General features: G+C 54.2%; 19 protein-coding genes. 13 read left to right on the forward strand and 6 right to left on the reverse strand.

The genetic code is table 11. The features are described from left to right. The first annotated feature begins 98 nt into the window (after positions 1-98). Positions 99-1,157 carry an AbrB family protein gene (locus tag MYB54_RS01305; protein WP_039311610.1) on the forward strand — a complete coding sequence of 353 codons (1,059 nt, stop codon included), beginning with the start codon at positions 99-101 and terminating at the stop codon, positions 1,155-1,157. Here MYB54_RS01305 and rarD read toward each other — a convergent pair. Together rarD and MYB54_RS01315 are read right to left on the reverse strand one after the other, a co-directional pair. Continuing rightward, on the reverse strand, positions 1,123-2,052 hold the full coding sequence (rarD, locus tag MYB54_RS01310; protein WP_039311608.1) for an EamA family transporter RarD: 930 nt from the start codon (positions 2,050-2,052) through the stop codon (positions 1,123-1,125). The two genes, MYB54_RS01305 and rarD, sit on opposite strands and share 35 nt — an antisense overlap. 102 nt (positions 2,053-2,154) lie before the next feature. Continuing rightward, entirely contained in the window at positions 2,155-2,643 is a 489-nt protein-coding gene (locus tag MYB54_RS01315) for a thioesterase family protein (RefSeq protein WP_014916920.1), read from the reverse strand. Between the two features lie 399 nt (positions 2,644-3,042). On the opposite strand from MYB54_RS01315, the gene pldA reads away from it, so the two are divergent. The 3 genes from pldA (at position 3,043) to rhtC (ending at position 6,542) form a co-directional block, all read left to right on the forward strand. After that, positions 3,043-3,915: a phospholipase A gene (pldA, locus tag MYB54_RS01320; RefSeq protein WP_039286213.1), complete on the forward strand. Its 873-nt coding sequence runs from the start codon at positions 3,043-3,045 to the stop codon at positions 3,913-3,915. A 133-nt stretch (positions 3,916-4,048) separates the two neighbouring features. Next, positions 4,049-5,875 carry an ATP-dependent DNA helicase RecQ gene (gene recQ / locus MYB54_RS01325; protein WP_248721409.1) on the forward strand — a complete coding sequence of 609 codons (1,827 nt, stop codon included), beginning with the start codon at positions 4,049-4,051 and terminating at the stop codon, positions 5,873-5,875. Between the two features lie 43 nt (positions 5,876-5,918). Further along, positions 5,919-6,542, forward strand: coding sequence for a threonine export protein RhtC (gene rhtC / locus MYB54_RS01330; RefSeq protein ID WP_010284889.1), 624 nt, complete (start codon positions 5,919-5,921; stop codon positions 6,540-6,542). An 89-nt stretch (positions 6,543-6,631) separates the two neighbouring features. Here the strand turns inward: rhtC and rhtB are convergent, their stop codons facing one another. Continuing rightward, positions 6,632-7,252, reverse strand: a complete 621-nt coding sequence (rhtB, locus tag MYB54_RS01335) for a homoserine/homoserine lactone efflux protein (RefSeq protein WP_039277662.1) — start codon at positions 7,250-7,252, stop codon at positions 6,632-6,634. Positions 7,253-7,383: 131 nt separating this feature from the next. On the opposite strand from rhtB, the gene pldB reads away from it, so the two are divergent. After that, the gene (gene pldB, locus MYB54_RS01340; RefSeq protein WP_205564808.1) at positions 7,384-8,421 is read left to right on the forward strand and encodes a lysophospholipase L2; all 1,038 of its coding nucleotides are present in this window, start codon (positions 7,384-7,386) and stop codon (positions 8,419-8,421) included. 102 nt (positions 8,422-8,523) lie between these two features. Continuing rightward, positions 8,524-9,324: a sugar/pyridoxal phosphate phosphatase YigL gene (gene yigL / locus MYB54_RS01345; protein ID WP_010294521.1), complete on the forward strand. Its 801-nt coding sequence runs from the start codon at positions 8,524-8,526 to the stop codon at positions 9,322-9,324. Positions 9,325-9,384: 60 nt separating this feature from the next. On the opposite strand, the gene glpQ is transcribed toward yigL, so the two are convergent. Both glpQ and glpT read right to left on the reverse strand, forming a co-directional pair. After that, complete coding sequence (gene glpQ, locus MYB54_RS01350) at positions 9,385-10,452, reverse strand: glycerophosphodiester phosphodiesterase (RefSeq protein ID WP_248721410.1); 1,068 nt, start codon at positions 10,450-10,452, stop codon at positions 9,385-9,387. A gap of 75 nt (positions 10,453-10,527) precedes the next feature. Further along, positions 10,528-11,877, reverse strand: coding sequence for a glycerol-3-phosphate transporter (gene glpT, locus MYB54_RS01355; protein ID WP_205564810.1), 1,350 nt, complete (start codon positions 11,875-11,877; stop codon positions 10,528-10,530). Positions 11,878-12,188: 311 nt separating this feature from the next. Between glpT and glpA the strand changes: the two genes are divergently transcribed. The 6 genes from glpA (at position 12,189) to gntR (ending at position 20,453) form a co-directional block, all read left to right on the forward strand. Then, positions 12,189-13,859, forward strand: a complete 1,671-nt coding sequence (gene glpA, locus MYB54_RS01360) for an anaerobic glycerol-3-phosphate dehydrogenase subunit A (RefSeq protein WP_014916912.1) — start codon at positions 12,189-12,191, stop codon at positions 13,857-13,859. Continuing rightward, positions 13,849-15,111 carry a glycerol-3-phosphate dehydrogenase subunit GlpB gene (gene glpB / locus MYB54_RS01365; RefSeq protein ID WP_014916911.1) on the forward strand — a complete coding sequence of 421 codons (1,263 nt, stop codon included), beginning with the start codon at positions 13,849-13,851 and terminating at the stop codon, positions 15,109-15,111. Before glpA ends, glpB begins: the two co-directional genes overlap by 11 nt. Beyond that, complete coding sequence (gene glpC, locus MYB54_RS01370) at positions 15,108-16,319, forward strand: anaerobic glycerol-3-phosphate dehydrogenase subunit GlpC (protein ID WP_127157853.1); 1,212 nt, start codon at positions 15,108-15,110, stop codon at positions 16,317-16,319. The genes glpB and glpC overlap by 4 nt, the downstream gene beginning before the upstream one ends. Before the next feature lie 372 nt (positions 16,320-16,691). Further along, on the forward strand, positions 16,692-18,431 hold the full coding sequence (locus MYB54_RS01375; protein WP_248721411.1) for an alginate lyase family protein: 1,740 nt from the start codon (positions 16,692-16,694) through the stop codon (positions 18,429-18,431). Between the two features lie 169 nt (positions 18,432-18,600). Next, a complete protein-coding gene (locus MYB54_RS01380; RefSeq protein WP_039286197.1) occupies positions 18,601-19,296 on the forward strand; it encodes a pirin family protein in 696 nt (231 codons plus the stop codon). 161 nt (positions 19,297-19,457) lie between these two features. Continuing rightward, complete coding sequence (gene gntR / locus MYB54_RS01385; RefSeq protein ID WP_248721412.1) at positions 19,458-20,453, forward strand: gluconate operon transcriptional repressor GntR; 996 nt, start codon at positions 19,458-19,460, stop codon at positions 20,451-20,453. Positions 20,454-20,462: 9 nt separating this feature from the next. Here the strand turns inward: gntR and MYB54_RS01390 are convergent, their stop codons facing one another. Then, a complete protein-coding gene (locus tag MYB54_RS01390) occupies positions 20,463-20,975 on the reverse strand; it encodes a gluconokinase (protein WP_010277892.1) in 513 nt (170 codons plus the stop codon). A gap of 158 nt (positions 20,976-21,133) precedes the next feature. Here MYB54_RS01390 and MYB54_RS01395 point away from each other — a divergent pair, with 158 nt between their 5' ends. Then, positions 21,134-22,510 carry a GntP family permease gene (locus tag MYB54_RS01395; RefSeq protein ID WP_010277889.1) on the forward strand — a complete coding sequence of 459 codons (1,377 nt, stop codon included), beginning with the start codon at positions 21,134-21,136 and terminating at the stop codon, positions 22,508-22,510. Positions 22,511-22,673 lie beyond the last annotated feature (163 nt).

Consider the following 22,673-nt stretch of genomic DNA (forward strand, 5'->3'; position numbering starts at 1 on the left):
TTTATTCTTCCGCGTCTGTTCATTCTCCGGCCATCTTGTTTAGAATGGCGGACAGTCTTTCTGTTCTTACTTTCTATTACTAAAAACAGGTCGTGTGCATGAAAGGGATGTCTCCTTGGATGCAATGGGGAATATTACTGTCGGTTTCATTATCCCTTGGGTTTGGGCTACAGATTTACCACGTTCCCGCCGCGCTGTTGCTGGGGCCGATGATGGTCGGCGTCGTCATGGGGTTAAACGGTGCGACGATTCGCATCCCGCCCGTCTGCTTTGCGGGCAGCAATGCCGTTCTGGGCTGTCTGGTCGCACAAAGCCTGTCATTTTCTATCCTGAAACCGCTGATGAGTGAATGGCCGCTGGTGCTGTTCATTCTGCTGGCGACGCTGGTTGCCAGCGGGCTATCTGGTTGGCTGCTGGTCAAATTTAGCGAACTGCCCGGCACGACCGGAACCTGGGGCGCGTCGCCGGGCGGGGCATCTGCAATGGTCGCGATGGCCGGGGAGTTTGGCGCGGATGTGCGGCTGGTCGCCTTCATGCAATATTTACGCGTGCTGATGGTCACCGCGTCGGCGGCGTTTGTCGCACGCCTGAGTTTGGGTGATGAAGCGGCGGAAAACAGCGCGATGCTGGTCTGGTTTCCCGCACTGGACTGGCGCTTTCTGGCGACGCTTTGCGTGGCGTTTGGCAGCGCCTGGCTGGGAAGACGCCTGCGCATTCCATCCGGGGCGCTGTTAGGGCCGATGATTATTGGCTCGATGCTGCATGCCAGCGGCACCTTGCATCTGCAAACCCCAGAATGGCTGCTGGCGCTGGCCTATGCCTTTATCGGCTGGAGCGTAGGTTTATGTTTCACCCGCCCGATCTTTTTGCTGGCGATCCGCACGCTGCCGCACATGATGGCGTCGATAGTCGGATTGATGCTGCTGTGCGGTGGAATGGCGTGGATGGTGACGAAAATGATGCCGGTGGATATGCTGACCGCCTTTCTGGCGACCAGCCCCGGCGGGCTGGATTCGATTGCGATTATTGCCGCAGGCAGTCGGGTCGATATGGCGTTTGTCATTGCCATGCAGACGTTGCGGCTGTTTTCGACGCTGTTGTTCAGCCCGATCTTATCGCGCTTTATTTCCCGTCGTGTTGAGGCTGGGAAACTGTAGCTGGCGTGCGGCGTAGCTTACGCTGCGTATAAAGCGCATCCAGAATAAACAGCGCCAGCGCACCCCAGATGAAGGCGAAAGTAATCAGTTTGTCGCTGCTGAATGTTTCACCGTAGAACACCACTGCCAGTATGAACATGATGGTAGGGCCGAGATACTGGAAGAAGCCGAGGGTTGACAGGCGCAGGCGCATCGCCGCGGCGGTGAAAAACAGTAGTGGCACTGTAGTGACGATACCCGCCGAGAGCAGCAGCAGGTTCAGCGACCAGGGATTGGCTGTCAGATGGCTACTTGGCGTGTCGGCAATAAAAAACAGATAAATGACCGCAACCGGCAGCAGCCACAGCGTTTCGATCAGCATGCCAGTTTGCCCGTCGATACCAATCTTCTTACGCAGCAGACCGTATAACGCGAAGCTGAATGCCAGCCCGAGTGCGATAACCGGCAGCGAGCCAAACGTCCACAGCTGAACCAGTACGCCAGTCACGGCGAGCAGCACGGCCAGCCATTGCAGACGGCGAAAGCGTTCGCCAAGGAAGATCATGCCCAGCATGACGTTGACCAGCGGGTTGATGAAATACCCCAAGCTGGCTTCCAGCATGTGATGGTTGTTGACCGCCCAGATGTACAACAGCCAGTTCCCGCCGATAAGTACCGCCGTTAATGCCAACAGAAACAGATGTTTGACGTTACGGCAGGCAAGTTTCACCTGACGCCATTTCCGGCCGATGGTCAGCAGGATGAGCATAAAGAAGAATGACCAGATAATACGGTGCGTCAGTATTTCATTGGGTGGAACGTGCTCAAGCAGCTTGAAGTAAACGGGAGCAATTCCCCAAATAAAGTACGCACCGAGGGCGAAAAAGATCCCCTCACGGGTTTGTTGCGCGTTCATGGGTGACTCGATAAGGACGGCGGGAAAACGCTAAGTCTACCCAAAACTGTGAGCGCTTTCACGTAAAGTGTTAGTGACAATCCTGCTTGCCCACGAGAAAGGCTACCCGACAATATAGGTTGCGGTAGCGCTGGCCAAATGCGAACCCTGTTCGTTATGCAATTCGGCACGGGCGACGGCGATTTTATTGCCGCCGCGCAGCAACGTGCTGGTAATGGTGAAGTGTTCTCCATAGCCTGGCCGCAGATAATCTACCCGCATATCAATCGTTCCCATGCGGGCGAGGCGGTGATGAAATTCCTGATCGCTGATCGTCTCATGGCGCAGCAGCGTGTTGCCAACGCAGACCAATCCAGCGGCAACGTCCAGCCCGGCAGCAATCACGCCGCCATGCAGGATTTTTTGTGCTGCATTGCCGATGAGCTTATCTTGCCGGGTGAACGTCAGGACGGCTTTGTCGGCTTCAAACTGCTGTAGTTCAAGACCGAGTTCGATGTTGAATGGCATCTTGTAAATGAAGATCTCGCCAACGAGCTGGCGCACGGTATCTCTGGTTAATGTCGTTCCCTGAAATGAGGGGTGGTTAGCCATCGTTGTTTTCCGTCCGAGCAATAAGAGGTAAACATTAAATGTAGGTGATTTGATGCGATAAGGTTATGCAAGTGTTTATTTTATGCATTGATTTTGTTTCTTGCCAGAAAAGGCCGAGAAACGGGAGAACGATAATTCAAACGTCGCTGAACTGTGTAGAATGGCGGGCTTGAGTGGGGAAGGCTTATCACTATTTAGATAAATGAGTTTATTTAGATAAAAGCATTTATACCCTAAATAATTCGAGTTGCGTGAAGGCGGCAACCGAGCGAATCCCTAGGAGCTTACACAAGTAAGTGACTGGGGTGAGTAAGGGCAGCCAACGCACAAGCAACGTGAAGTATGACGGGTATATTTGGATAAAAGAATGCCGGAGAAAAGACATGTCGGAGAAAATGAATGCATAAAATAGTACTCGTACTGGCAGCATTACTGATGGCACAGGCCCATGCTGAAACAACAACAAACGTAAACGAGCCTGCGCCAAATCAACCTGCGGTACGTGGCAGCATTATTGCCAGCTTGTTAGAAGAGCACAACACCCCGTTTGTTCTTTATCCTTACGAGAGCAACTACATACTGTATACCTATACCAGCAACATCAATAAAACGGCGATACAGAGCTATAACTGGGGCGATGAAGCACGTAAAGATGAAGTGCATTACCAGTTGAGTCTGGGGTTCCCGATCTGGCGTGGCATTCTGGGTGATAACTCGTTGCTGGGGGCGTCCTATACGCAGCGCTCATGGTGGCAGTTGTCTAATAAGAGTGAGTCTTCTCCGTTCCGTGAAACCGATTATGAGCCACAGGTCTTTTTGGGCTGGGCAACGAACTACACCTTCGCGGGCTGGACGCTGCGGGATGTGGAAATGGGCTTTAACCACCAGTCTAACGGCCGTTCCGAGCCGACGTCGCGCAGTTGGAACCGCGCTTATGCCCGCCTGATGGCTCAGAACGGCAACTGGCAGGTTGATGTGAAGCCGTGGGTGCGTTTCTCCGACAGTCAGGATGACAATCCAGATATCACCAAATACATGGGCCATTATCGCTTGCGCGTCGGCTATGTGTGGGGCGACAGCGTGTTTAGCGCAGAAGGGCGCTATAACTGGAACAGCGGCTACGGCGGCGGTGAACTGGGCTGGAGCTACCCGCTGACGCGTCATGTCCGTTTCTACACCAAGGTGTTTAGCGGCTACGGCGAATCCCTGATTGACTACAACCACCGTCAGACCCGCTTTGGCGTTGGCGTCACGCTGAACGACATGTTCTAACGGCCATGTTTTCGCGACTGGGGTTTTAGCGATTACCGCTTTAGCCCCTGTTGTTTTACCAAACTAACGATTGCAGTTTTACCCAACGGCGCTGAAAATAGCGCCTGTTTGATTTCATTGAATTGGGGAAGGCGTGTCTACGGCGGAAGTATTGAATAAGGAAGCGCTGGCGGTTCAGGTTCTGCGGGACACGTTCGGCTACCAGCAATTCCGACCGGGTCAGCAGGAAATTATCAGCGCGACGCTCAGTGGGCAGGACTGTCTGGTTATCATGCCGACAGGCGGCGGCAAATCGCTGTGCTATCAAATCCCTGCGCTGGTGATGGACGGGCTGACGCTGGTGGTGTCCCCGTTGATTTCACTGATGAAAGATCAGGTCGATCAGCTGCAGGCCTACGGTGTTTCGGCAGCCTGCCTGAATTCGACGCAGACGCGCGAGCAGCAGCTTGAGGTGATGGCCGGTTGTCGTACGGGTCAGATCAAGCTGCTTTATATTGCGCCTGAACGCCTGACGACGGACAGTTTCCTCGATCATCTCGCCCACTGGCAGATCGCTCTGATCGCGGTGGATGAAGCGCACTGTATTTCCCAATGGGGGCACGATTTCCGCCCTGAATACCGCGCGCTGGGGCAGATTAAACAGCGTTTCCCGCATCTTCCTTTTATCGCGCTGACCGCTACGGCTGACGAGACCACGCGGAACGATATCGTTCGCCTGTTGGATCTTCAGTCGCCGCTGATTCAGATCAGCAGCTTTGACCGTCCAAACATTCGCTACACGCTGGTGGAGAAGTTCAAACCGCTCGACCAGCTCTGGATGTTCGTGCAGGGGCAGCGTGGAAAAAGCGGCATCATCTACTGTAACAGCCGCTCCCGCGTGGAAGATATTTGCGCACGGTTGCAGGCCCGTGGGCTGAGCGCAGGGGCTTATCACGCTGGATTGGATAACGAGCGGCGTGCACAGGTGCAGGAAGCGTTCCTGCGTGACGATCTCCAGGTGGTAGTCGCGACCGTGGCGTTTGGGATGGGCATCAACAAGCCTAACGTACGGTTCGTGGTGCATTTTGATATTCCGCGCAACATCGAATCCTACTATCAGGAAACGGGGCGAGCTGGGCGTGATGGCCTCGCTGCCGAAGCTGCACTGTTCTACGATCCGGCGGATATGGCGTGGCTGCGCCGCTGTCTGGAGGAAAAACCGGCTGGGCCGCAGTTGGATATCGAGCGTCATAAGCTCAATGCGATGGGCGCGTTTGCCGAAGCGCAGACCTGCCGCCGTCTGGTGTTGCTGAACTATTTCGGTGAAGGACGCCAGGAGGCCTGCGGCAACTGCGATATTTGTCTCGATCCGCCGAAGCGTTATGACGGGCTGGTCGAAGCGCAAAAAGCGCTCTCCTGCGTATACCGGGTTGGGCAGCGCTTTGGTTTAGGGTATATCGTCGAGGTGCTGCGCGGGGCGAATAACCAACGTATCCGTGATTTCGGCCATGACAAACTGCCGGTTTACGGTATTGGTAAAGATAAATCGCAGGAGCATTGGGTCAGCGTGCTGCGCCAGTTGATTCATCTGGGCTTGCTGAACCAGAACATCACAATGCATTCCGCCGTACAGCTTACCGAATCTGCGCGCCCCGTGTTGCGGGGAGAAATGCCGCTACAGCTGGCCGTGCCGCGTGTGATTAACCTGAAACCGCGTGCCAATCAAAAATCGTACGGTGGAAATTACGACCGCAAGCTGTTTGCCAAATTACGCAAACTGCGTAAATCCATCGCGGATGAAGACAATATTCCGCCTTACGTGGTGTTCAGCGATGCCACGCTGCTGGAGATGGCTGAACTGATGCCGATCACCGCGGGTGAGCTACTGAATATCAACGGGGTTGGACACCGTAAACTCGAACGTTTCGGTGCGCCTTTCATGAACATGATTCGCGATCATGTCGATAATGATGACGAGTAACGCTCGCCTTATCTGATTGCATTTAAAAAACAGGAAAACCAAGATGCTGATGCTATTTCTGACGGTGGCGCTGGTGCATTTCATTGCACTAATGAGTCCAGGACCTGATTTCTTTTTCGTTTCACAAACTGCGGCCAGCCGTTCCCGCCGTGAAGCGATGATGGGCGTACTAGGTATTTCTCTGGGTGTGGTTGTCTGGGCGGCTATCGCGCTGCTGGGGCTGCACCTGCTGTTGCAAAAAATGGCCTGGCTGCATACGGCCATTACCGTCGGCGGCGGGCTGTACCTGTGCTGGATGGGCTGGCAGATGCTGCGTTCTGCTCGGCGTAAAGCACAGCTGGAAACCACGCAGGAAACGGCGGTGGTACTGCCTCAGCGTGGTAAAACCTTCATGCGCGGACTATTGACGAATCTGGCGAATCCGAAGGCGCTGATCTATTTCGGCAGCGTGTTTTCGCTGTTTGTTGGCGATAGCGTTGGCAGCGGTGCCCGCTGGGGGCTGTTTGCGCTGATCTCCATTGAAACGCTGATCTGGTTCAGTCTGGTCGCGATGGTTTTCGCCTTGCCAGCAATGCGTCGCGGCTATCAGCGTCTGGCGAAATGGGTGGATGGCGTAGCGGGCGTGCTGTTTACCGGGTTCGGCTTGCACCTGATTTTCTCTCGCTAATCTTTCCCTGCGAGAATATCCCTCTAAGAGCATTTGCTTTCGAGAAAAAAACAGCGCGCTGTACTCTGATACGACGCGCTGTCTTTTAATCAGGCCTTTCTCGCCGTAGCGAGTAACGCGCCGACCAGCACGAACAGTGAACCGAATATCCGGTTGAGCGTCTTCATCTGCCGTGGACCTTTCAGCCATCCGGCGATACGCGTGGCTAGCGTGGCGTAGCCAATCATCACGATGATATCGACTACTACGGTGGTGATGCCTAGCACCAGATACTGTGCAGTCTGCGGCTGGTGGGGAATAATGAACTGCGGGAACAGCGCCGCCAGAAACACGATGCTTTTCGGGTTGGTCAGATTCACCAGCACCGCACGTTTAAACAGTCTACGACGTGGCATCGCGCTGGCGATCGCCTGAAGGTCAAGTGCGCCTGCGGCGCGCCATTGCTGAATCCCCAGCCAAATCAGATACGCCGCGCCCAGCCATTTCAGCATATCGAAAGCCAGTACCGACTGGTTAAGCAGCGCGCCTAGCCCGATGCCGACCAGCACGATATGAATCGCCAGCCCGACCTGTAAACCACAGATTGAGGCCGCCGCGCCGCGATAGCCGTGGCTAATGCCGGTACTCATGGTGTTGATGGCACCCGAGCCGGGCGACAGGCTGAGAATAAGCGTTGTGAGTAAATAGGTTAACCACCAATCCAATGTCATGAAGCATGCCCCTGAATCACGTTCTGTATTACGAGAGTCTGTCTGTTTTTTATGTCACAATACGCTGGTGCTCTACCGCTTGTCATGTTCTTCCGCTAGCTTTAGTTTTCCCGCGTCACCGGAGAGGTGTGATGGTTCAACGCCACAATACGTTGTTTACGTCGGAACGGTTAACGCCTGAGGGGTTAGCCTCGAACCTGTTAACGCGAGAAGCGCAGTTTGCCGCTTTTGCTACCGGAGAATTACTGGATTTCTGGCGTCAGCGCGAAGAGGGCGAATTCTCCGGCGTTGATGATGTACCGATCCGGTTCGTTCGCTTTACCGCACCCCAGCACGATAAGATTGTCGTTGTCTTTTCAGGCCGTATCGAAAGCTATGTCAAATATAGCGAAGTCGCTTATGACCTCTTTCATAGCGGTTATGATGTGCTCATCATGGATCACCGTGGGCAAGGGCGATCGGGTCGGGTGTTGCAAGACGGACACCGTGGACACGTTGTGCGCTTCAGTGATTATGTCGATGATGCTGAAACGCTGTGCCAGCAGCATATTGGCCCGAAGCACTATACCCGCCGGTTTGCCTTGGCGCATTCGATGGGAGGCGCGATTCTGGCACAGCTGCTGATTCGCCAACCTGAGACGTTTGATGCCGTAGCGCTATGCGCGCCGATGTTTGGCATTCATTTACCGCTTCCTCATTGCGTTGTCGGATGGATCGTCGATTGGGCGGAGCGTCGCCCGGCGATTCGTGATTACTACGCCATTGGCACCGGACAGTGGCGGCCGTTGCCTTATCGGATGAATGTGCTGACGCACAGCCGTGAGCGTTACCAGCGCAGCATTCGATTTTATGCGGATTCACCGGATTTGCGCATCGGCGGCCCGACCTATCATTGGGTGCGTGAGGCGATACAGGCGGGGAAACAGCTACTGGCACAGGCCAGCGCCGTCACCACACCGCTTCTGCTGCTACAGGCAGGAGAGGAACGCGTGGTGGATAACCGCAGCCAGAATGCGTTTTGCCAGACGCTGACACAGAACGGTAACGCTAACTCAAACGGCGTGTTGCAGGTTATCCCCGGTGCGCGGCATGAAATTCTCTTTGAAACGGATAACCTCCGCGCTCAGGCATTTGCGCTAATTTTGGCGCACTTTGCGCGTTATCATTAATTTTAGACTGTTGGCACGCCGCTCAACGGATGCTGCCAGCAACCTCGTTAATTTTTTGCGGCGCGTGCCGCCACAACACACCAGAAGTGAGATCTCATCGTTATGTACCATGTCGTTGCTTCCGATTTAGATGGCACACTGCTGTCACCTGACCACTCGCTGTCCCCGTATGCGAAAGAAACCCTCAGGCTGCTGACGGAAAAAGGGATTCACTTTGTGTTTGCTACCGGACGGCATCACATGGATGTCGCGCAGATCCGCGATAACCTCGGCATTAGCGCGTTTATGATTACCTCGAATGGCGCGCGCGTGCACAACTCGCAGGGCGAGCTGATTTTCAGCCACAACCTGGATCAGGACATTGCCCGCGACCTTTACAGCGTCGTACACAATAACCCCGATATGCTGACGCACGTTTACCGCGATGATGAGTGGTTTATGAACCGTCCGCGCGCGGAAGAAGAGCGCTTCTTCAAAGAGTCGATCTTTAAATACAAGCTGTTTGAACCTGCATTGCTCGAAACCGATGGCGTCAGCAAAGTGTTCTTTACCTGTGATTCCCATGAGCAGTTGTTACCGCTGGAAGAAGCGATCAACGCGCGCTGGGGCGACCGCGTTAACGTGAGCTTTTCGACGCTTACCTGTCTGGAAGTGATGGCGGGCGGTGTGTCTAAAGGCCATGCGCTGGAGCAGGTGGCGAAGATTATCGGCTTCTCACTCAAAGAGTGTGTGGCGTTTGGTGATGGCATGAACGACTACGAAATGCTGTCGATGGCGGGTAAAGGCTGCGTGATGCAGAACGCGCATCAGCGCCTGAAAGATATGCTGCCGGATCGTGAAGTGATTGGGTCTAACGCGGACAGCGCGGTGCCGAATTACCTGCGGGAACTGTTTCTGAAGTAAGTCGTATAGTATCGACCGACGCATCATCGGGCACGCGGTGCCCGATGGCAATGCTGAGTCTCAGCGCGGTTTTTTCAGGAAATCGACCGCTTTGTCGGGAAAATCGGTGAACAGCCCGTCAACATTCGCCTGATAGTAGAGAATATCGTAGAGCCGATCGATATCGTTGGCGTACGCCGGTAGCCTGTCGGCTCTTGCCGTAAACGGGTGTACCTGAAGTTTATACTGATGGGCTTCCTTCACCATATCGGTAAAGGTGATCTTATCAGGAGTCGATCCTTTCTGGACGAGCATGTGATAGTCCGGGCCGATACCATCGGCATAGGTCGCAATTTGCTGCATCGCGCCGGGCTTTTGCATCCAGTCGTAGTTGTAATTCACCCACGTTCCATCGGCCTGCTTCTCGTAGGTTTCATGCCAGTCGGTATAGGCAATCAGCTGAATCAGGTTCAGATCCATCTTCATCTGCGGCTGCAATTCGGTTTTGATGCGCTTTAGCTCTGCGACATCAAATGATTGCAGGAAGACCTTATCGCTTTTTTTCGTATAGCCATACTGCTTCAACACGGCCAGCGTTTCGCGCGCGATGTCTTTCCCTTCCTGATGGTGAAACCACGGTGCTTTGATTTCGGGGTAGAGTCCGATGTTCTTGCCGGTCGAGTGGTTCAGACCCTGAATAAATTCAATTTCTTCCTGAAAGGTATGAATACGGAAGTCGGATTTCCACATCGGAAAACGGTTCGGGTAGCTCTGTACCTGTTTGCCGTCTTTGATATCGAATCCTTCGGTGAATTTCAGCGACTTGATCTCTTTTAACGTGAAGTCGATAGCGTAAAAGCGTCCATCTTTACGGGCGCGTTGCGGAAAACGTTTTGCCACGTCGGTCACGCGATCCAGATAGTGATCGTGCAACACAATGAGCGCGTTATCTTTGGTGAGCACCAGATCCTGTTCCAGATAATCGGCACCCTGAGCGTAGGCCATCGCCTTTGCCGGAAGCGTATGCTCGGGCAGATAGCCGCTGGCACCGCGGTGGGCAATAACGATTTTGTCGGTTGATGAAGCGAAAGCACTAAAGGAAACGGAGAGCGCGAGGGCGGAGAGTAGAGATGTTACGGTAACGTTCATGCGATCAAACCTCTTTCTGTTGAGAGAAAGGCGGCGTCATCAGGACGCCGCCAGAGGGATGCTTACAAGAGCGGGTTAGGCGCGATTGGCTAACTCTGCTTTATGCTTTTTCTCATTCAGCATAACAATCACCAGCAGAAGTACCGCCAGAATGCTGCCGCCGATCATCACCATGAAGCCGCCGTCCCAACCGAAGAAGTCAACGGTGTAGCCGACGATGGCGCTAGCGGCAACGGAGCCGCCGAGGTAACCGAACAGGCCGGTGAAGCCCGCTGCGGTACCCGCTGCTTTTTTCGGTGCCAGTTCCAATGCATGCAGACCAATCAGCATGACCGGGCCGTAAATCAGGAAGCCGATGACGATCATACAGGCCATGTCCACACCTGGGTTACCGGCTGGGTTCATCCAGTAAACGATGGTTGCTATTGTCACCAGCGTCATGAAGAACACGCCCGTTGCACCACGGTTGCCTTTGAAGACCTTGTCGGACATCCAGCCGCACAGCAGCGTGCCCGGAATCCCTGCGTATTCGTAGAAGAAATAGGCCCAGGAAGACTTATCCAGTGCGAAGTGTTTAACTTCTTTCAGGTAGGTCGGTGACCAATCGAGGATACCGTAACGCAGCAGATAAACGAAGACGTTGGCGATCGCGATGTACCACAGCAGTTTGTTCGGGAAAACGTACTGCATGAAGATCTGCTTAGCCGTCAGTTCTTCTTCCGCTTTTTCATTGTAATCAACCGGATAATCGTTTTTGTACTCTTCAATCGGTGGCAGACCACAGGATTGCGGTGTGTCACGCATCAGTGCAAAAGCGATCATGGCAATCAGAATGGCGGCGAAGGCCGGCATGTAGAGTGCTGCTTTCCAGTCGTTGAACCAGGCCATACCCAGCAGGAACAGCAGAGGAGGAATACCACCACCGACGTTATGAGCACAGTTCCATACGGACACGATGCCACCACGTTCTTTCTGTGACCACCAGTGAACCATCGTACGTCCGCACGGTGGCCAGCCCATACCCTGGAACCAGCCGCACAGGAACAGCAGGACGAACATGACTGCAATGCTGGACGTTGCCCACGGCACGAAGCCCATGAACAGCATGACCGCACCTGACAGAATCAGACCCGCAGGCAGGAACACACGCGGGTTAGAACGGTCGGATATCGATCCCATGATGAATTTGGAAAAGCCGTAGGCAATAGAGATACCTGACAGTGCAAAACCGAGGTCACCGCGTGAGAAGCCCTGTTCAATCAGGTAAGGCATGGCCAGTGCGAAGTTTTTACGCACCAGATAGTAGGCGGCGTAGCCAAAAAAGATCCCCATGAAAATCTGCCAGCGCAGGCGGCGATAGAGCGGATCAACGTGTTCTTGCGACACGCGCGGCTGGTGGGCGGCGGGCCTAAAAATACTCAGCATAGATATCTCCAATGCGAAAAAAAACGATAGCTTTTTTGTTCTATTACGAACGTTATTGTAAGGGGTTAGCGTGCAAATGAGTGTGATTCATGACGCTGATGTTACACTTTTATGAAACTGTGACGATTTTTGCGCTCATGTTAACAGAATCGAAAAATTACACAGTGCGGTTTTAGTGACCTAAATCACACTTATTGTTTTTAAACCCTGCTTTATTTTCGTTTAGTGTTCGTTTTTGCTCTTTATCAAACATTAACCCTGCTTTCTGTGTCCCAATAGCAACATGTAGACCATCCGCCTGGAGCGAGAACATGATGCAAAATACGGGGAACTGGCGTGAAACTGACGTGGTTGTCATCGGCGGTGGTGCAACGGGAGCAGGAACGGCACGGGATTGTGCCCTGCGCGGACTGCGCTGCCTGCTGCTTGAACGTTATGACATTGCGACCGGCGCAACCGGGCGTAATCACGGCTTATTACACAGCGGTGCCCGCTATGCAGTAACCGATGGCGAGTCTGCCCGCGAATGTATTGAAGAAAACCAGATTCTCCGGCGGATTGCTCGCCACTGTATCGAACCTACTGACGGTCTGTTTATCACCTTGCCCGAAGACGATCTCGCTTGGCAGGCACAGTTTATTACCGCCTGTCAGCAGGCGGGGATTAGCGCACAGGCGTTGGACCCGCGGGAAGCGTTACGACTGGAACCGGCAGCAAATCCGACACTGATTGGCGCGGTGCGCGTGCCGGATGGTTCGGTCGATCCTTTTCGCCTGACGGCGGCCAACATGATTGATGCCTGCGAGCACGGCGCGGAAGTGCTGACCTATCACGAGGTCATCGGGCTGATTCGCAAGGGCGATCGTATTACCGGCGTGCGCGTTTTCGACCATAAAAAAGGTGTAGAAACAGAAATCTACGCACAGGTGGTGGTCAACGCGGGCGGTATTTGGGGGCAACACATTGCGGAATATGCCGATCTGCGCGTGCGGATGTTCCCGGCAAAAGGTGCGCTGTTGATTCTTGGGCACCGCATCAACAACATGGTGATCAACCGCTGCCGTAAACCGGCGGATGCCGACATTCTGGTACCGGGCGATACCATTTCGCTGATTGGCACCACCTCAACCCACATCGATTACGATCAAATCGACAATATGCTGGTAACGCCTGCCGAGGTGGAAACGCTGATGCGGGAAGGGTCGATGCTGGCGCCGACGTTGGCGAGCACGCGAATTTTGCGCGCCTATGCCGGCGTCCGTCCTCTTGTTGCCAGCGATAGCGACCCGAGCGGGCGTAGCGTAAGCCGCGGTATTGTGCTGCTCGACCATGCCAGCCGCGACGGGCTGGAAGGATTTATTACTATCACCGGCGGCAAGCTGATGACCTACCGCCTGATGGCGGAGTGGGTGACTGACGCTATTTGCAAAAAGCTGGGTCATGACGTGGCCTGCTCGACGGCACAGACGCCGCTGCCCGGTTCTGAATCGCTGGAGGAGGTGAAGTCCGCTCCTCATCCCCTGTCTGCTTACCCTACGGCAAAACCGCTCTCTGCGCCGCTGCGCGGTTCGGCGATTTATCGCCACGGTGAACGTGCCGGAAGAATGTTGTCCGGTGAGCGTCTGGACCGCAGTCTGGTGTGCGAATGTGAGGCGGTGACGGCGGGGGAAGTGCGCTACGCCGTGGAATCGTTACAGGTGAATAACCTGATTGATTTACGTCGGCGCACCCGCGTGGGTATGGGCACCTGTCAGGGTGAACTCTGTGCCTGTCGTGCGGCGGGTCTGCTGTGCCGTCTGGGCACCGCGACGCCGGAGCAGTCGCTCACGCAGCTCAGTCAGTTTTTGAACGAACGCTGGAAAGGCATTCGCCCGATTGCGTGGGGCAATGCGCTGCGCGAAAGCGAGTTTACCAGCTGGATTTATCAGGGATTGTGCGGCCTGACGGCCAGCGACAGTCAGGAGGATCGTCATGCGCTATGACGTTGTGATTATCGGTGGCGGACTGGCGGGATTGACCTGCGGTATTCGCCTGGCGGAGCAGGGAAAACGCTGTGCGATTGTTAGCGCGGGACAGAATGCGCTGCATTTTTCTTCCGGTGCGCTGGATTTACTCTCCCATCTTCCTGACGGGCAGCCCGTGAGCCAGCCGCTCGATGCGCTGGATGAACTGGCGCATCAGGCTCCTCACCACCCTTATTCCCGCATGGGCGCGGCGGCAGTGGCGGCGCTGTTGCCACAGGCCGAGGCGCTGTTGGAACGCAGCAATATCACCCTGCAGGGCAATCATCAGCAAAACCACTGGCGCATGACGCCGCTAGGTAAGTTTCGCGCCTGCTGGCTGAGCCCGGTCGATGGCGTCACGCGTGGTTTGCCGGATTCCCGCTTTGGCGATAATCCGCTGATTGCGGGTATCGAAGGCTTTCTGGATTTTCAGTCCCGTATTGTGGCCGGTACGCTTCAGACGCAGGGGATCGCGGCCCGCAGTGATGAACTCAAGCTGCCCGTGCTGGATCGATTGCGTCAGAACCCCAGCGAATTCCGCGCGGTTAATATCGCCCGTGTGCTCGACCGACCGGAAAATCGCTCGGCGCTGCTGGAGGAATTGTCGCTTCTGGCTAACGGTAACGATGCCATCATCATGCCAGCCTGTCTGGGCTTGGACAGCCCTGAAATCATCAATGAACTTGCTGATGCGTTAGGTAAACCGGTGCTGCTGTTGCCGACATTGCCGCCGTCATTGCTCGGGTTACGCTTGCATCAGGCGCTGTCGCAGCGCTTTCGCCAACTGGGTGGGATGGTGATGCCGGGAGATCGTGCGGTGCGCGCCTCGCTGTCTCCGCAGGAGATTGCGATCCATAGCCACCATCATCGCGATATTCCGTTGCGGGCGAAGCATGCGGTGCTGGCGAGCGGCAGCTTTTTCAGTAATGGGCTGGTGACGCAGTTTGATCGGGTGACCGAACCGGTCTTTGGGCTGGACGTTCGATTCGCTGACCAGCGCGAGGGCTGGAGCCAGCAGGATGTGTTTGCGCCACAGCCTTATCTGCAATTTGGCGCAATTGTCGATGAATACCTGCATCCGTGCATTGGGGGCGAAACGGTCAACAACCTGTACGCGATTGGCGCGGTGCTGGAAGGCTTCGACCCGATTGTACAGGGATGTGGAGCGGGGGTTTCCTTGCTCAGCGCACTTCATGTTGCCGAACAGATTTTGAAGGAGGGCAACCCATGAGCCTGCTTAGCGATAACAGTTTTGAAGATTGCATTAAGTGTACGGTCTGTACCACGTACTGTCCGGTTTCACGCGTGAACCCACTTTATCCCGGCCCGAAACAGGCCGGGCCGGACGGCGAACGCCTGCGGCGCAAAGATCCGGCGCTGTATGATGATGCGCTGAAATACTGCACCAACTGCAAACGTTGTGAGGTCGCGTGCCCGTCGGATGTCAAAATTGGTGACATTATTCAGCGCGCAAAGGGGACGCACAGCACCCACAAGCCGACGCTGCGCGATGCGATTCTGAGCCATACCGATCTTATGGGGTCGATTGCCACACCGTTTGCGCCGCTGGTGAATACGGCGACCAGTCTGAAACCCGTGCGCCATCTGCTGGATAAGGCGTTGAAAATCGACCATCGTCGCCAGTTGCCGAAATATTCATTCGGCACTTTCCGACGCTGGTATCGTCAGCAGGCGGCAAAGCAGCAGGCCTATGATGAACAGATTGCGTACTTCCACGGCTGCTATGTGAACTACAACCATCCACAGTTGGGTAAAGATCTGGTTCAGGTCTTTAACGCGATGGGCATTGGCGTCCAGTTGCTGAATAAAGAGAAGTGCTGCGGCGTGCCGCTGATTGCCAATGGTTTTCACGACAAGGCCAGAAAGCAGGCACATGCGAATATCAAATCGCTGGATGAGGCAATCAATCAGAAATCCCTGCCGGTGGTCGCGACGTCATCCAGCTGTACGTTCACGCTGCGGGACGAATATCCGCATTTGCTGGGGGTGGATAACGGCCATGTGCGCGATGGCGTCGAACTGGTGACGCGCCAGCTCTACCGTCTGCTGGAAGAAGAAGGGCGCACGCTGCCGCTGGGTAAATTGCCGCTGCGGGTGGCGTATCACACGCCCTGCCATCTGGAGAGGATGGGCTGGACGGCGTATACCCTGGCGCTGCTGCAACGCATCCCCGGCCTTGAGCTGGTGATGCTGGATTCCCAGTGCTGCGGCATTGCGGGCACTTATGGCTTCAAGAAAGAGAACTACGCTACGTCGCAAGGCATTGGCGCACCGCTGTTCCAGCAGATTGAAGAGAGCGGCGTCGATATCGTGGTGACGGACTGCGAAACCTGTAAATGGCAGATTGAGATGTCGACCAGTAAACGGTGTGAGCACCCGATCACCCTGTTGGCGAGGTCACTGGCGCAGCCAGAGTAACAAACAAAAGGGGAGCAATACGGGCTGTTCCTCGGTCCGTATTGAGAATAAGAATTTATCGCAAAAAGCACTTTACAAGTGCGAATGATAATGATTATTATTGCTGTGCGTTCCGGGGAACGATGTCATGTGCCTGTGTTAATTACCGATGGTGTTCATGACGATTCGGCTTCCCCGTGAAGGCACGACATTGCTCACATTGCTTCCAGTATTATTTAGCCAGCTCGGGTGCTGGCTTTTTTTTTGCCTGTCGAACGCCCAAACTGCCGTCTCAGATCTTCCGAAAGCCTTCTCCCTTAATCCACCGCCATAAACCATTCTCTGGTTTTACCGATACATCGTGCTGGTGATTGCCTTGCCGATCGATTATTGATGATACCGTTCTGGAAAAACGAACGGGTATCGCACCGCCATAGAGGTCAATTAATAAAAGGGAAACTGTTTATGGATAGCTGCTTGAGTAAGAAAAAAAACGCATTTTTCTTAATAATTATGCTGTTGAGTCTATTTCTAGGCGGGCTAAGAGTAGGCTACTCGGCCGCCAACGATAAAGCCTTCCTGCATCCGGGTATGCTTTATACGCAGGCCGATCTGGAGCGGATGAAGGCAGGTGTCAATAATAAGCAAGAGCCTTGGTATACGGATTGGCAACTGCTGCAATCTCACTATTTGGCAAGCTCCACGTATTCGGTCACGCCAAAAGCGGTGGTATACCGGAACGACCCCACGAATGGGAATACGGGAAACGGCGAGCTACAGAATAGTGCTTCCGCCGCATTGTCCCTCGCAATTGAATGGGCGATGACAAAAAATCCCGCCTATGCGAATGCGGCGATAAAAATTCTTAACGGCTGGTCAACGACATTAACGGCAATTAAAGGTAATGACGCACAGCTGGCCGCCAGCCTATATGGTTATAAATTGCTTAATGCGGCTGAAATTTTGCGCTATACCGGCAGCGGTTGGTCGTCTGCTGATATTGCGCAGTTTAGTAAAATGATGACCAACGTATTTTACCCATTGACCATCACGTATGGTCAGGTAAATGGCGGTTGGGCGAATGGTAATTGGGACGCGGCCGACACGGTATTTAACCTGAGCTTAGGCGTCTGGCTGAACGATTCTGAAATATATAATAATGCCGTAACGTATTTTAAGCAGGGCGAGGGCAACGGCTCGGTTATCCATTATGTACAAAATGATAATGGCCAATTGCAGGAGAGCGGCCGCGATCAGGCGCATGCGCAAGGGGGATTAGGCTTATTGGTGATGGCGGCGCAGATTGGCTATAACCAGCGCCAGTATCATACAAGCGGTGCAGATATGGTGAGCTACCCGAATAATAGCTATCCGCTTGTTAAGGCTGCGGAATATACAGCGAAATATAATCTGGGATATACGGTGCCCTATACGCCGATTCCTGGCAAAGGTTATACGCTTGCGGATATGGGAAAAGGGCGCTCGTGGATCCCTGGCCTGACCATCTCTTCTGCGTTTCGTGGTGAGTTCAGGCCAATATATCGGGGGATTTTCAGTTTATTCACCGCTGCCGGCGTGCCTGAAACCAAACTGCCTTACACGAAAGACGTCATCAGTCGTATGCCGATAGGTAAATTCTATTTTGACCATCCCTCTTATGAAGGGCTTATTAATGCTACGGAGGCTTCCACCTCACGCCCAATGTCTATCGTTCTGCAATCGGTCAGCAAATACAGGAATCAGGATAATACCGGGACGCTGGCCACGGTTACTGGCGAATCAACGCCCATTATCGTCAATGGCGTAAATCCGTCGGTAAATAGTGGAATTCAGGCGGTTTACCTTAATCAAAATAGATTCGCTTTCCGCTCGATACAGACGGGGAAATATATTTCTGCCACCGCTGATGGGCGTTTAGTGGCGTCTGCAGACAATATCACCGACAGCGAATCTTTTATTTATACCGATTCCGGCAACGGTAACGGAACGCTATTGGCCGTGTCGAATAAGCGCTTCCTCATTATGGATCCTGACACCTATCAAATTTCAGCGACGGGAACGGGCGTGAGCAATGATAGTGGTCGGTGGGTGATGTTATATCCCGATCCGACAGCGTTAGGTGTTGTTAAGTAATCGCTGAACACGGAACCAGAGTGATTCTCTGGTTCCGCCATTTCTCAATTCTTATTTCTCAATGCTGCATCCTGTTCTGATTTTTCGAACAGAGCGGTGAGTTTTTTGCGCTATCTTATTTACCGCCGCCCGTTACACTTTCCTTATCAAAAACGCGGGAGGAAATAACATGATCTATTTACGTCAAGCGCAAGATCGCGGACATGCGAATCACGGCTGGCTCGACAGCTGGCACACGTTCTCATTTGCCGATTATTACGATCCTGATTTCATGGGATTTTCGGCACTGCGCGTCATTAATGAGGACTTTATTGAAGGCGGTCAGGGCTTTGGCACGCATCCGCATAAAGATATGGAAATTCTGACCTATGTATTGTCCGGTGCGGTTGAACATCAGGACAGCATGGGAAATAAAGAGCAGGTACCAGCGGGTGAGTTCCAGATTATGAGTGCGGGCACGGGCATTCGCCACTCTGAATACAATGCCAGCAAAGACGAACAGCTGCACCTGTATCAAATCTGGATTATCCCGGAAAAAACCGGGCTGACGCCGCGCTACGAGCAGAAGCGCTTTGATGTGCAACAAGGGCGTCAACTGGTGCTGTCCCCGGATGCGCGTGAAGGCTCACTGAAAGTCTTTCAGGACATGACGCTGTGGCGCTGGGCGCTGAAAGCGCAGGAGCAATCGGTGTACCAGATTCAGGCCGGTCGCCGCGTCTGGGTTCAGGTGGTGCGCGGTACGGTAGAGATTAACGGCCAGAAAGCGGAAGCCAGCGATGCGTTTGCAGTGTGGGACGAAACGGCGATCTCCGTACACGCCAGCGAGGACAGTGAAATCCTGCTGTTTGATCTGCCGCCAGTATAACGGCGAGTGAGAAAAGTGAAGAAGCCCGCGTAGGAAAAGACGCGGGCTTTTTATTTATCACGACCTGATTACATCATTCAGATTCTGCCCCTTTGCCTTTACTTTCTTAATGCTTTTTTTGTTAGACTTAGATTACTGTTTTTCAGGCATTTTAGTCGACGATGAAGAAAAAAAGACCCGTTCTCCAGGACGTTGCTGATCGCGTGGGGATTACCAAAATGACGGTAAGCCGTTATTTGCGTAATCCCGCTCAGGTATCCGCCGCGTTGCAGGAAAAGATCGCTATTGCATTGGATGAGCTGGGCTATATCCCCAACCTCGCGCCGAATATGCTCGCCAGTTCCACCAGCCGGGCGATTGGCGTGCTGCTGCCGTCATTAACTAATCAGGTTTTCGCCGAAGTCTTGCGCGGGATTGAACGCACGGCGGAAGCGCACGGCTACCAGACCATGCTGGCGCACTATGGCTATCATCCTGACAGAGAAGAACAGCGTCTGACTTCCCTGCTGTCGTATCACATCGATGGGCTTATTCTGGCTGAACGTACCCACACGCCGCGAACGCGCCAGATGCTGGACGTTGCTGGCATTCCGGTCGTTGAGCTGATGGATTCCGTCTCACCCTGTCTGGATATGGCTGTTGGGTTTGATAACGTTGAAGCCGCTCGACAGATGACGCTGCGTATGGTCGCGCTGGGGCATCGTCATATCGTCTATCTCGGTGCGCGTCAGGATGAGCGTACGATTATGCGCAGTCAGGGCTACGAGCAAGCGATGTGGGAAAGCGGGCTCAAGAGCTATTGCGCGATGAGCGAGCGGGCATCGTCCTATTCGCTCGGTGGCGAATTGCTGCGGCAGACGCAGGCGGAATACCCGCAGGTCGATAGCGTATTTTGCACCAATGACGACTTAGCCGTCGGTGCGATGTTCGAATGCCAGCGGCAGGGGCTGCGCGTGCCGGATGACATTGGCGTAGCGGGTTTCCACGGGCACGACATTGGTCAGGCGATGGTGCCGAAGCTGGCTAGCGTACTGACACCGCGTGAACACATGGGACGCGTCGGCACCGAACAACTGCTGGCTCGTCTGCGGGGCGAGCCAGTTACGCAGGAGAGGGTCGATGTCGGCTTTACCGTGCTGGACGGCGAAAGCCTCTAAGCCGCTGCGTTAGCCTGCCGCGCGCAGTGCGTCAACGCAGCGTTGCACGACGTCTTCCCGGGTGCCGTCAATATCGACTTTCAGGACATCCGGCTCATCGCTACCCGGTTCTTCCAGCGCATCGAACTGGCTTTTCAGTAGGTCTGTCGGCATGAAGTGGCCTGCTCTGGCTTTGTGACGCTCCAGAACCAGCTCAAAGCTGCCTTTCAAATAGATAAACACCATCTTTTCGTTGCCTTCGCGCAGGCGGTCGCGGTAACGCTTTTTCAGCGCGGAACAGACGATGATGCCCGTCTCGTTTTTGTGCGCCAGGCTGTAGGCAACATCGCTGAGACGCTCCAGCCACGGTGCGCGGTCGTCGTCATTCAATGGCGTACCGCTGGCCATTTTCTGGATATTCGCGCGCGGGTGCAGATCGTCGCCGTCAATAAATTTTGCCTGAATGGCGCGGCCAAGTTCAGCGCCAACTGAGGATTTTCCACTGCCTGATACGCCCATCAGAATAATGCTTCGACCTGACATAATTTGATCTCTATCTCAAAATGTAAATTAAATGGTGTTTGATAGTTCCTGATTTTAACATGTTACCCGTATCATGTTACCGGTATCAAATGATGATGTGATACACCTCACAAACAATCAGCCAATCCAGACCGGGTGCCCTAAAGAGATTATTAACGATGACAGAAATAACATCCGCCTATAGCGCCAGTGTGCTATTAACCATCGCCGCAGGTGCGGTCGCGCTGTTACTGGTACTGATTATGCGCTTCCGCGTCCACGCGTTTTTGGCGTTGACGTTGGTGAGCCTGATCACGGCGCTAGCGACGAAAACCCCTTTTGAGAAACTCGTTCCTACGCTGCTCAGCGGTTTCGGCAGTACGTTGGCATCTGTTGCCTTGCTGGTTGGTCTGGGGGCAATGATTGGCCGCCTGCTGGAAGTGACCGGTGGCGCAAATGTGCTGGCGGATACGCTAATCAATAAATTTGGTGAGAAACGTGCGCCTTTCGCGCTGGGTCTTGCCTCTCTGCTGTTCGGCTTCCCGATCTTTTTCGATGCCGGGCTGATCGTGATGCTGCCGATTATTTTCAGCGTGGCGAAACGTTTTGGTGGCTCAACGCTGACCTATGCGTTCCCTGCTGCGGGCGCGTTTGCTGTTATGCACGCCTTGCTGCCGCCGCATCCTGGTCCGGTTGCTGCCAGTGAACTGCTGGGTGCCAACATTGGCCTGCTGGTACTGGTTGGTGCTGTGATTGCTTACCCTACCTGGTATCTGGGCGGTTATCTGTTCGGCCTGTGGGCAGGTAAGAAATTCCATTTGCCGTTGCCGTCTACCTTCCTGACCGAAGTCAAAGCGGATGAGAAGCATACGCCGCCAGCGTTTGGCGTGGTGATGTGGGTGCTGTTGCTGCCGCTGATCCTGATCTTCCTCGATACCGGGTTGAATACCCTGACGGTAATGGGCGTTATCAGCGGTGATAGCGGTCTGGTGCAGTTCCTGCGTATGTTAGGGAAAACGCCGATTGCGCTACTGATTACGGTCTTGTTCGCCATGATTATGTTTAGCGGCCAGCATAGCCGCCGGCACCTTGAGAAGATCTGTGAAGGCGCGCTGGGCCCGGTTTGTTCGATTATTCTGGTCACCGGTGCGGGCGGGATGTTCGGTGGCGTTCTGCGTTCCAGCGGTATCGGCGATGCGCTGTCTGGCGCGTTGGCAGATACCGGTATGCCGGTGATTGTAGCGGCGTTTGTGGTATCTGCTGCACTGCGTGTGGCACAGGGTTCCGCAACGGTAGCGTTGACGACCACGGCGGCGTTGATGGCACCAGCGGTGGCGGCGACCCCTGGCCTCAGCCAGTTCGATCTCTGCTTTATCGTGGTAGCGATTGCGGGCGGTGCGACCGTGCTGTCGCATGTGAACGACTCAGGCTTCTGGCTGGTTGGCCGTTTCCTCGAAATGGATGAGAAAACGACCCTGAAAACCTGGACGGTGATGGAAACGTTGCTCGGCAGTATCGCGTTCCTGATAGCGTTAGTGGGGAGTATTTTCCTCTGATGTGTTTAGCCCCCTCCTTGCGGAGGGAGGCTTTTAGTCACATTTTTATGCCGACCAAGAGACGGTTTCGTGCGCGATAATGTCGTTATTTTCATGCTACTGCGTAGCACGCGCCCGACATGGGGCGGCTCAAACGCCGCTCGCCCCATGACCCCAGGCTTCT

This window comes from Pectobacterium nicotianae (assembly GCF_023272715.1).
Taxonomy (GTDB): Bacteria; Pseudomonadota; Gammaproteobacteria; order Enterobacterales; family Enterobacteriaceae; genus Pectobacterium; species Pectobacterium brasiliense.

Excerpts from the sequence above, each read along its gene's own strand:
- MYB54_RS01305 (WP_039311610.1), top strand. The coding sequence starts at position 99 with ATGAAAGGGATGTCTCCTTGGATGCAATGGGGAATATTACTGTCGGTT.
- MYB54_RS01315 (WP_014916920.1), bottom strand. The coding sequence starts at position 2,643 with ATGGCTAACCACCCCTCATTTCAGGGAACGACATTAACCAGAGATACC.
- glpQ (WP_248721410.1), bottom strand. The coding sequence starts at position 10,452 with ATGAACGTTACCGTAACATCTCTACTCTCCGCCCTCGCGCTCTCCGTT.
- glpB (WP_014916911.1), top strand. The coding sequence starts at position 13,849 with ATGCGCTATGACGTTGTGATTATCGGTGGCGGACTGGCGGGATTGACC.
- pldB (WP_205564808.1), top strand. The coding sequence starts at position 7,384 with ATGGTTCAACGCCACAATACGTTGTTTACGTCGGAACGGTTAACGCCT.
- rarD (WP_039311608.1), bottom strand. The coding sequence starts at position 2,052 with ATGAACGCGCAACAAACCCGTGAGGGGATCTTTTTCGCCCTCGGTGCG.
- glpC (WP_127157853.1), top strand. The coding sequence starts at position 15,108 with ATGAGCCTGCTTAGCGATAACAGTTTTGAAGATTGCATTAAGTGTACG.
- MYB54_RS01380 (WP_039286197.1), top strand. The coding sequence starts at position 18,601 with ATGATCTATTTACGTCAAGCGCAAGATCGCGGACATGCGAATCACGGC.
- MYB54_RS01390 (WP_010277892.1), bottom strand. The coding sequence starts at position 20,975 with ATGTCAGGTCGAAGCATTATTCTGATGGGCGTATCAGGCAGTGGAAAA.
- yigL (WP_010294521.1), top strand. The coding sequence starts at position 8,524 with ATGTACCATGTCGTTGCTTCCGATTTAGATGGCACACTGCTGTCACCT.
- glpA (WP_014916912.1), top strand. The coding sequence starts at position 12,189 with ATGATGCAAAATACGGGGAACTGGCGTGAAACTGACGTGGTTGTCATC.
- MYB54_RS01375 (WP_248721411.1), top strand. The coding sequence starts at position 16,692 with ATGATACCGTTCTGGAAAAACGAACGGGTATCGCACCGCCATAGAGGT.
- gntR (WP_248721412.1), top strand. The coding sequence starts at position 19,458 with ATGAAGAAAAAAAGACCCGTTCTCCAGGACGTTGCTGATCGCGTGGGG.
- rhtC (WP_010284889.1), top strand. The coding sequence starts at position 5,919 with ATGCTGATGCTATTTCTGACGGTGGCGCTGGTGCATTTCATTGCACTA.
- rhtB (WP_039277662.1), bottom strand. The coding sequence starts at position 7,252 with ATGACATTGGATTGGTGGTTAACCTATTTACTCACAACGCTTATTCTC.
- pldA (WP_039286213.1), top strand. The coding sequence starts at position 3,043 with ATGCATAAAATAGTACTCGTACTGGCAGCATTACTGATGGCACAGGCC.
- glpT (WP_205564810.1), bottom strand. The coding sequence starts at position 11,877 with ATGCTGAGTATTTTTAGGCCCGCCGCCCACCAGCCGCGCGTGTCGCAA.
- MYB54_RS01395 (WP_010277889.1), top strand. The coding sequence starts at position 21,134 with ATGACAGAAATAACATCCGCCTATAGCGCCAGTGTGCTATTAACCATC.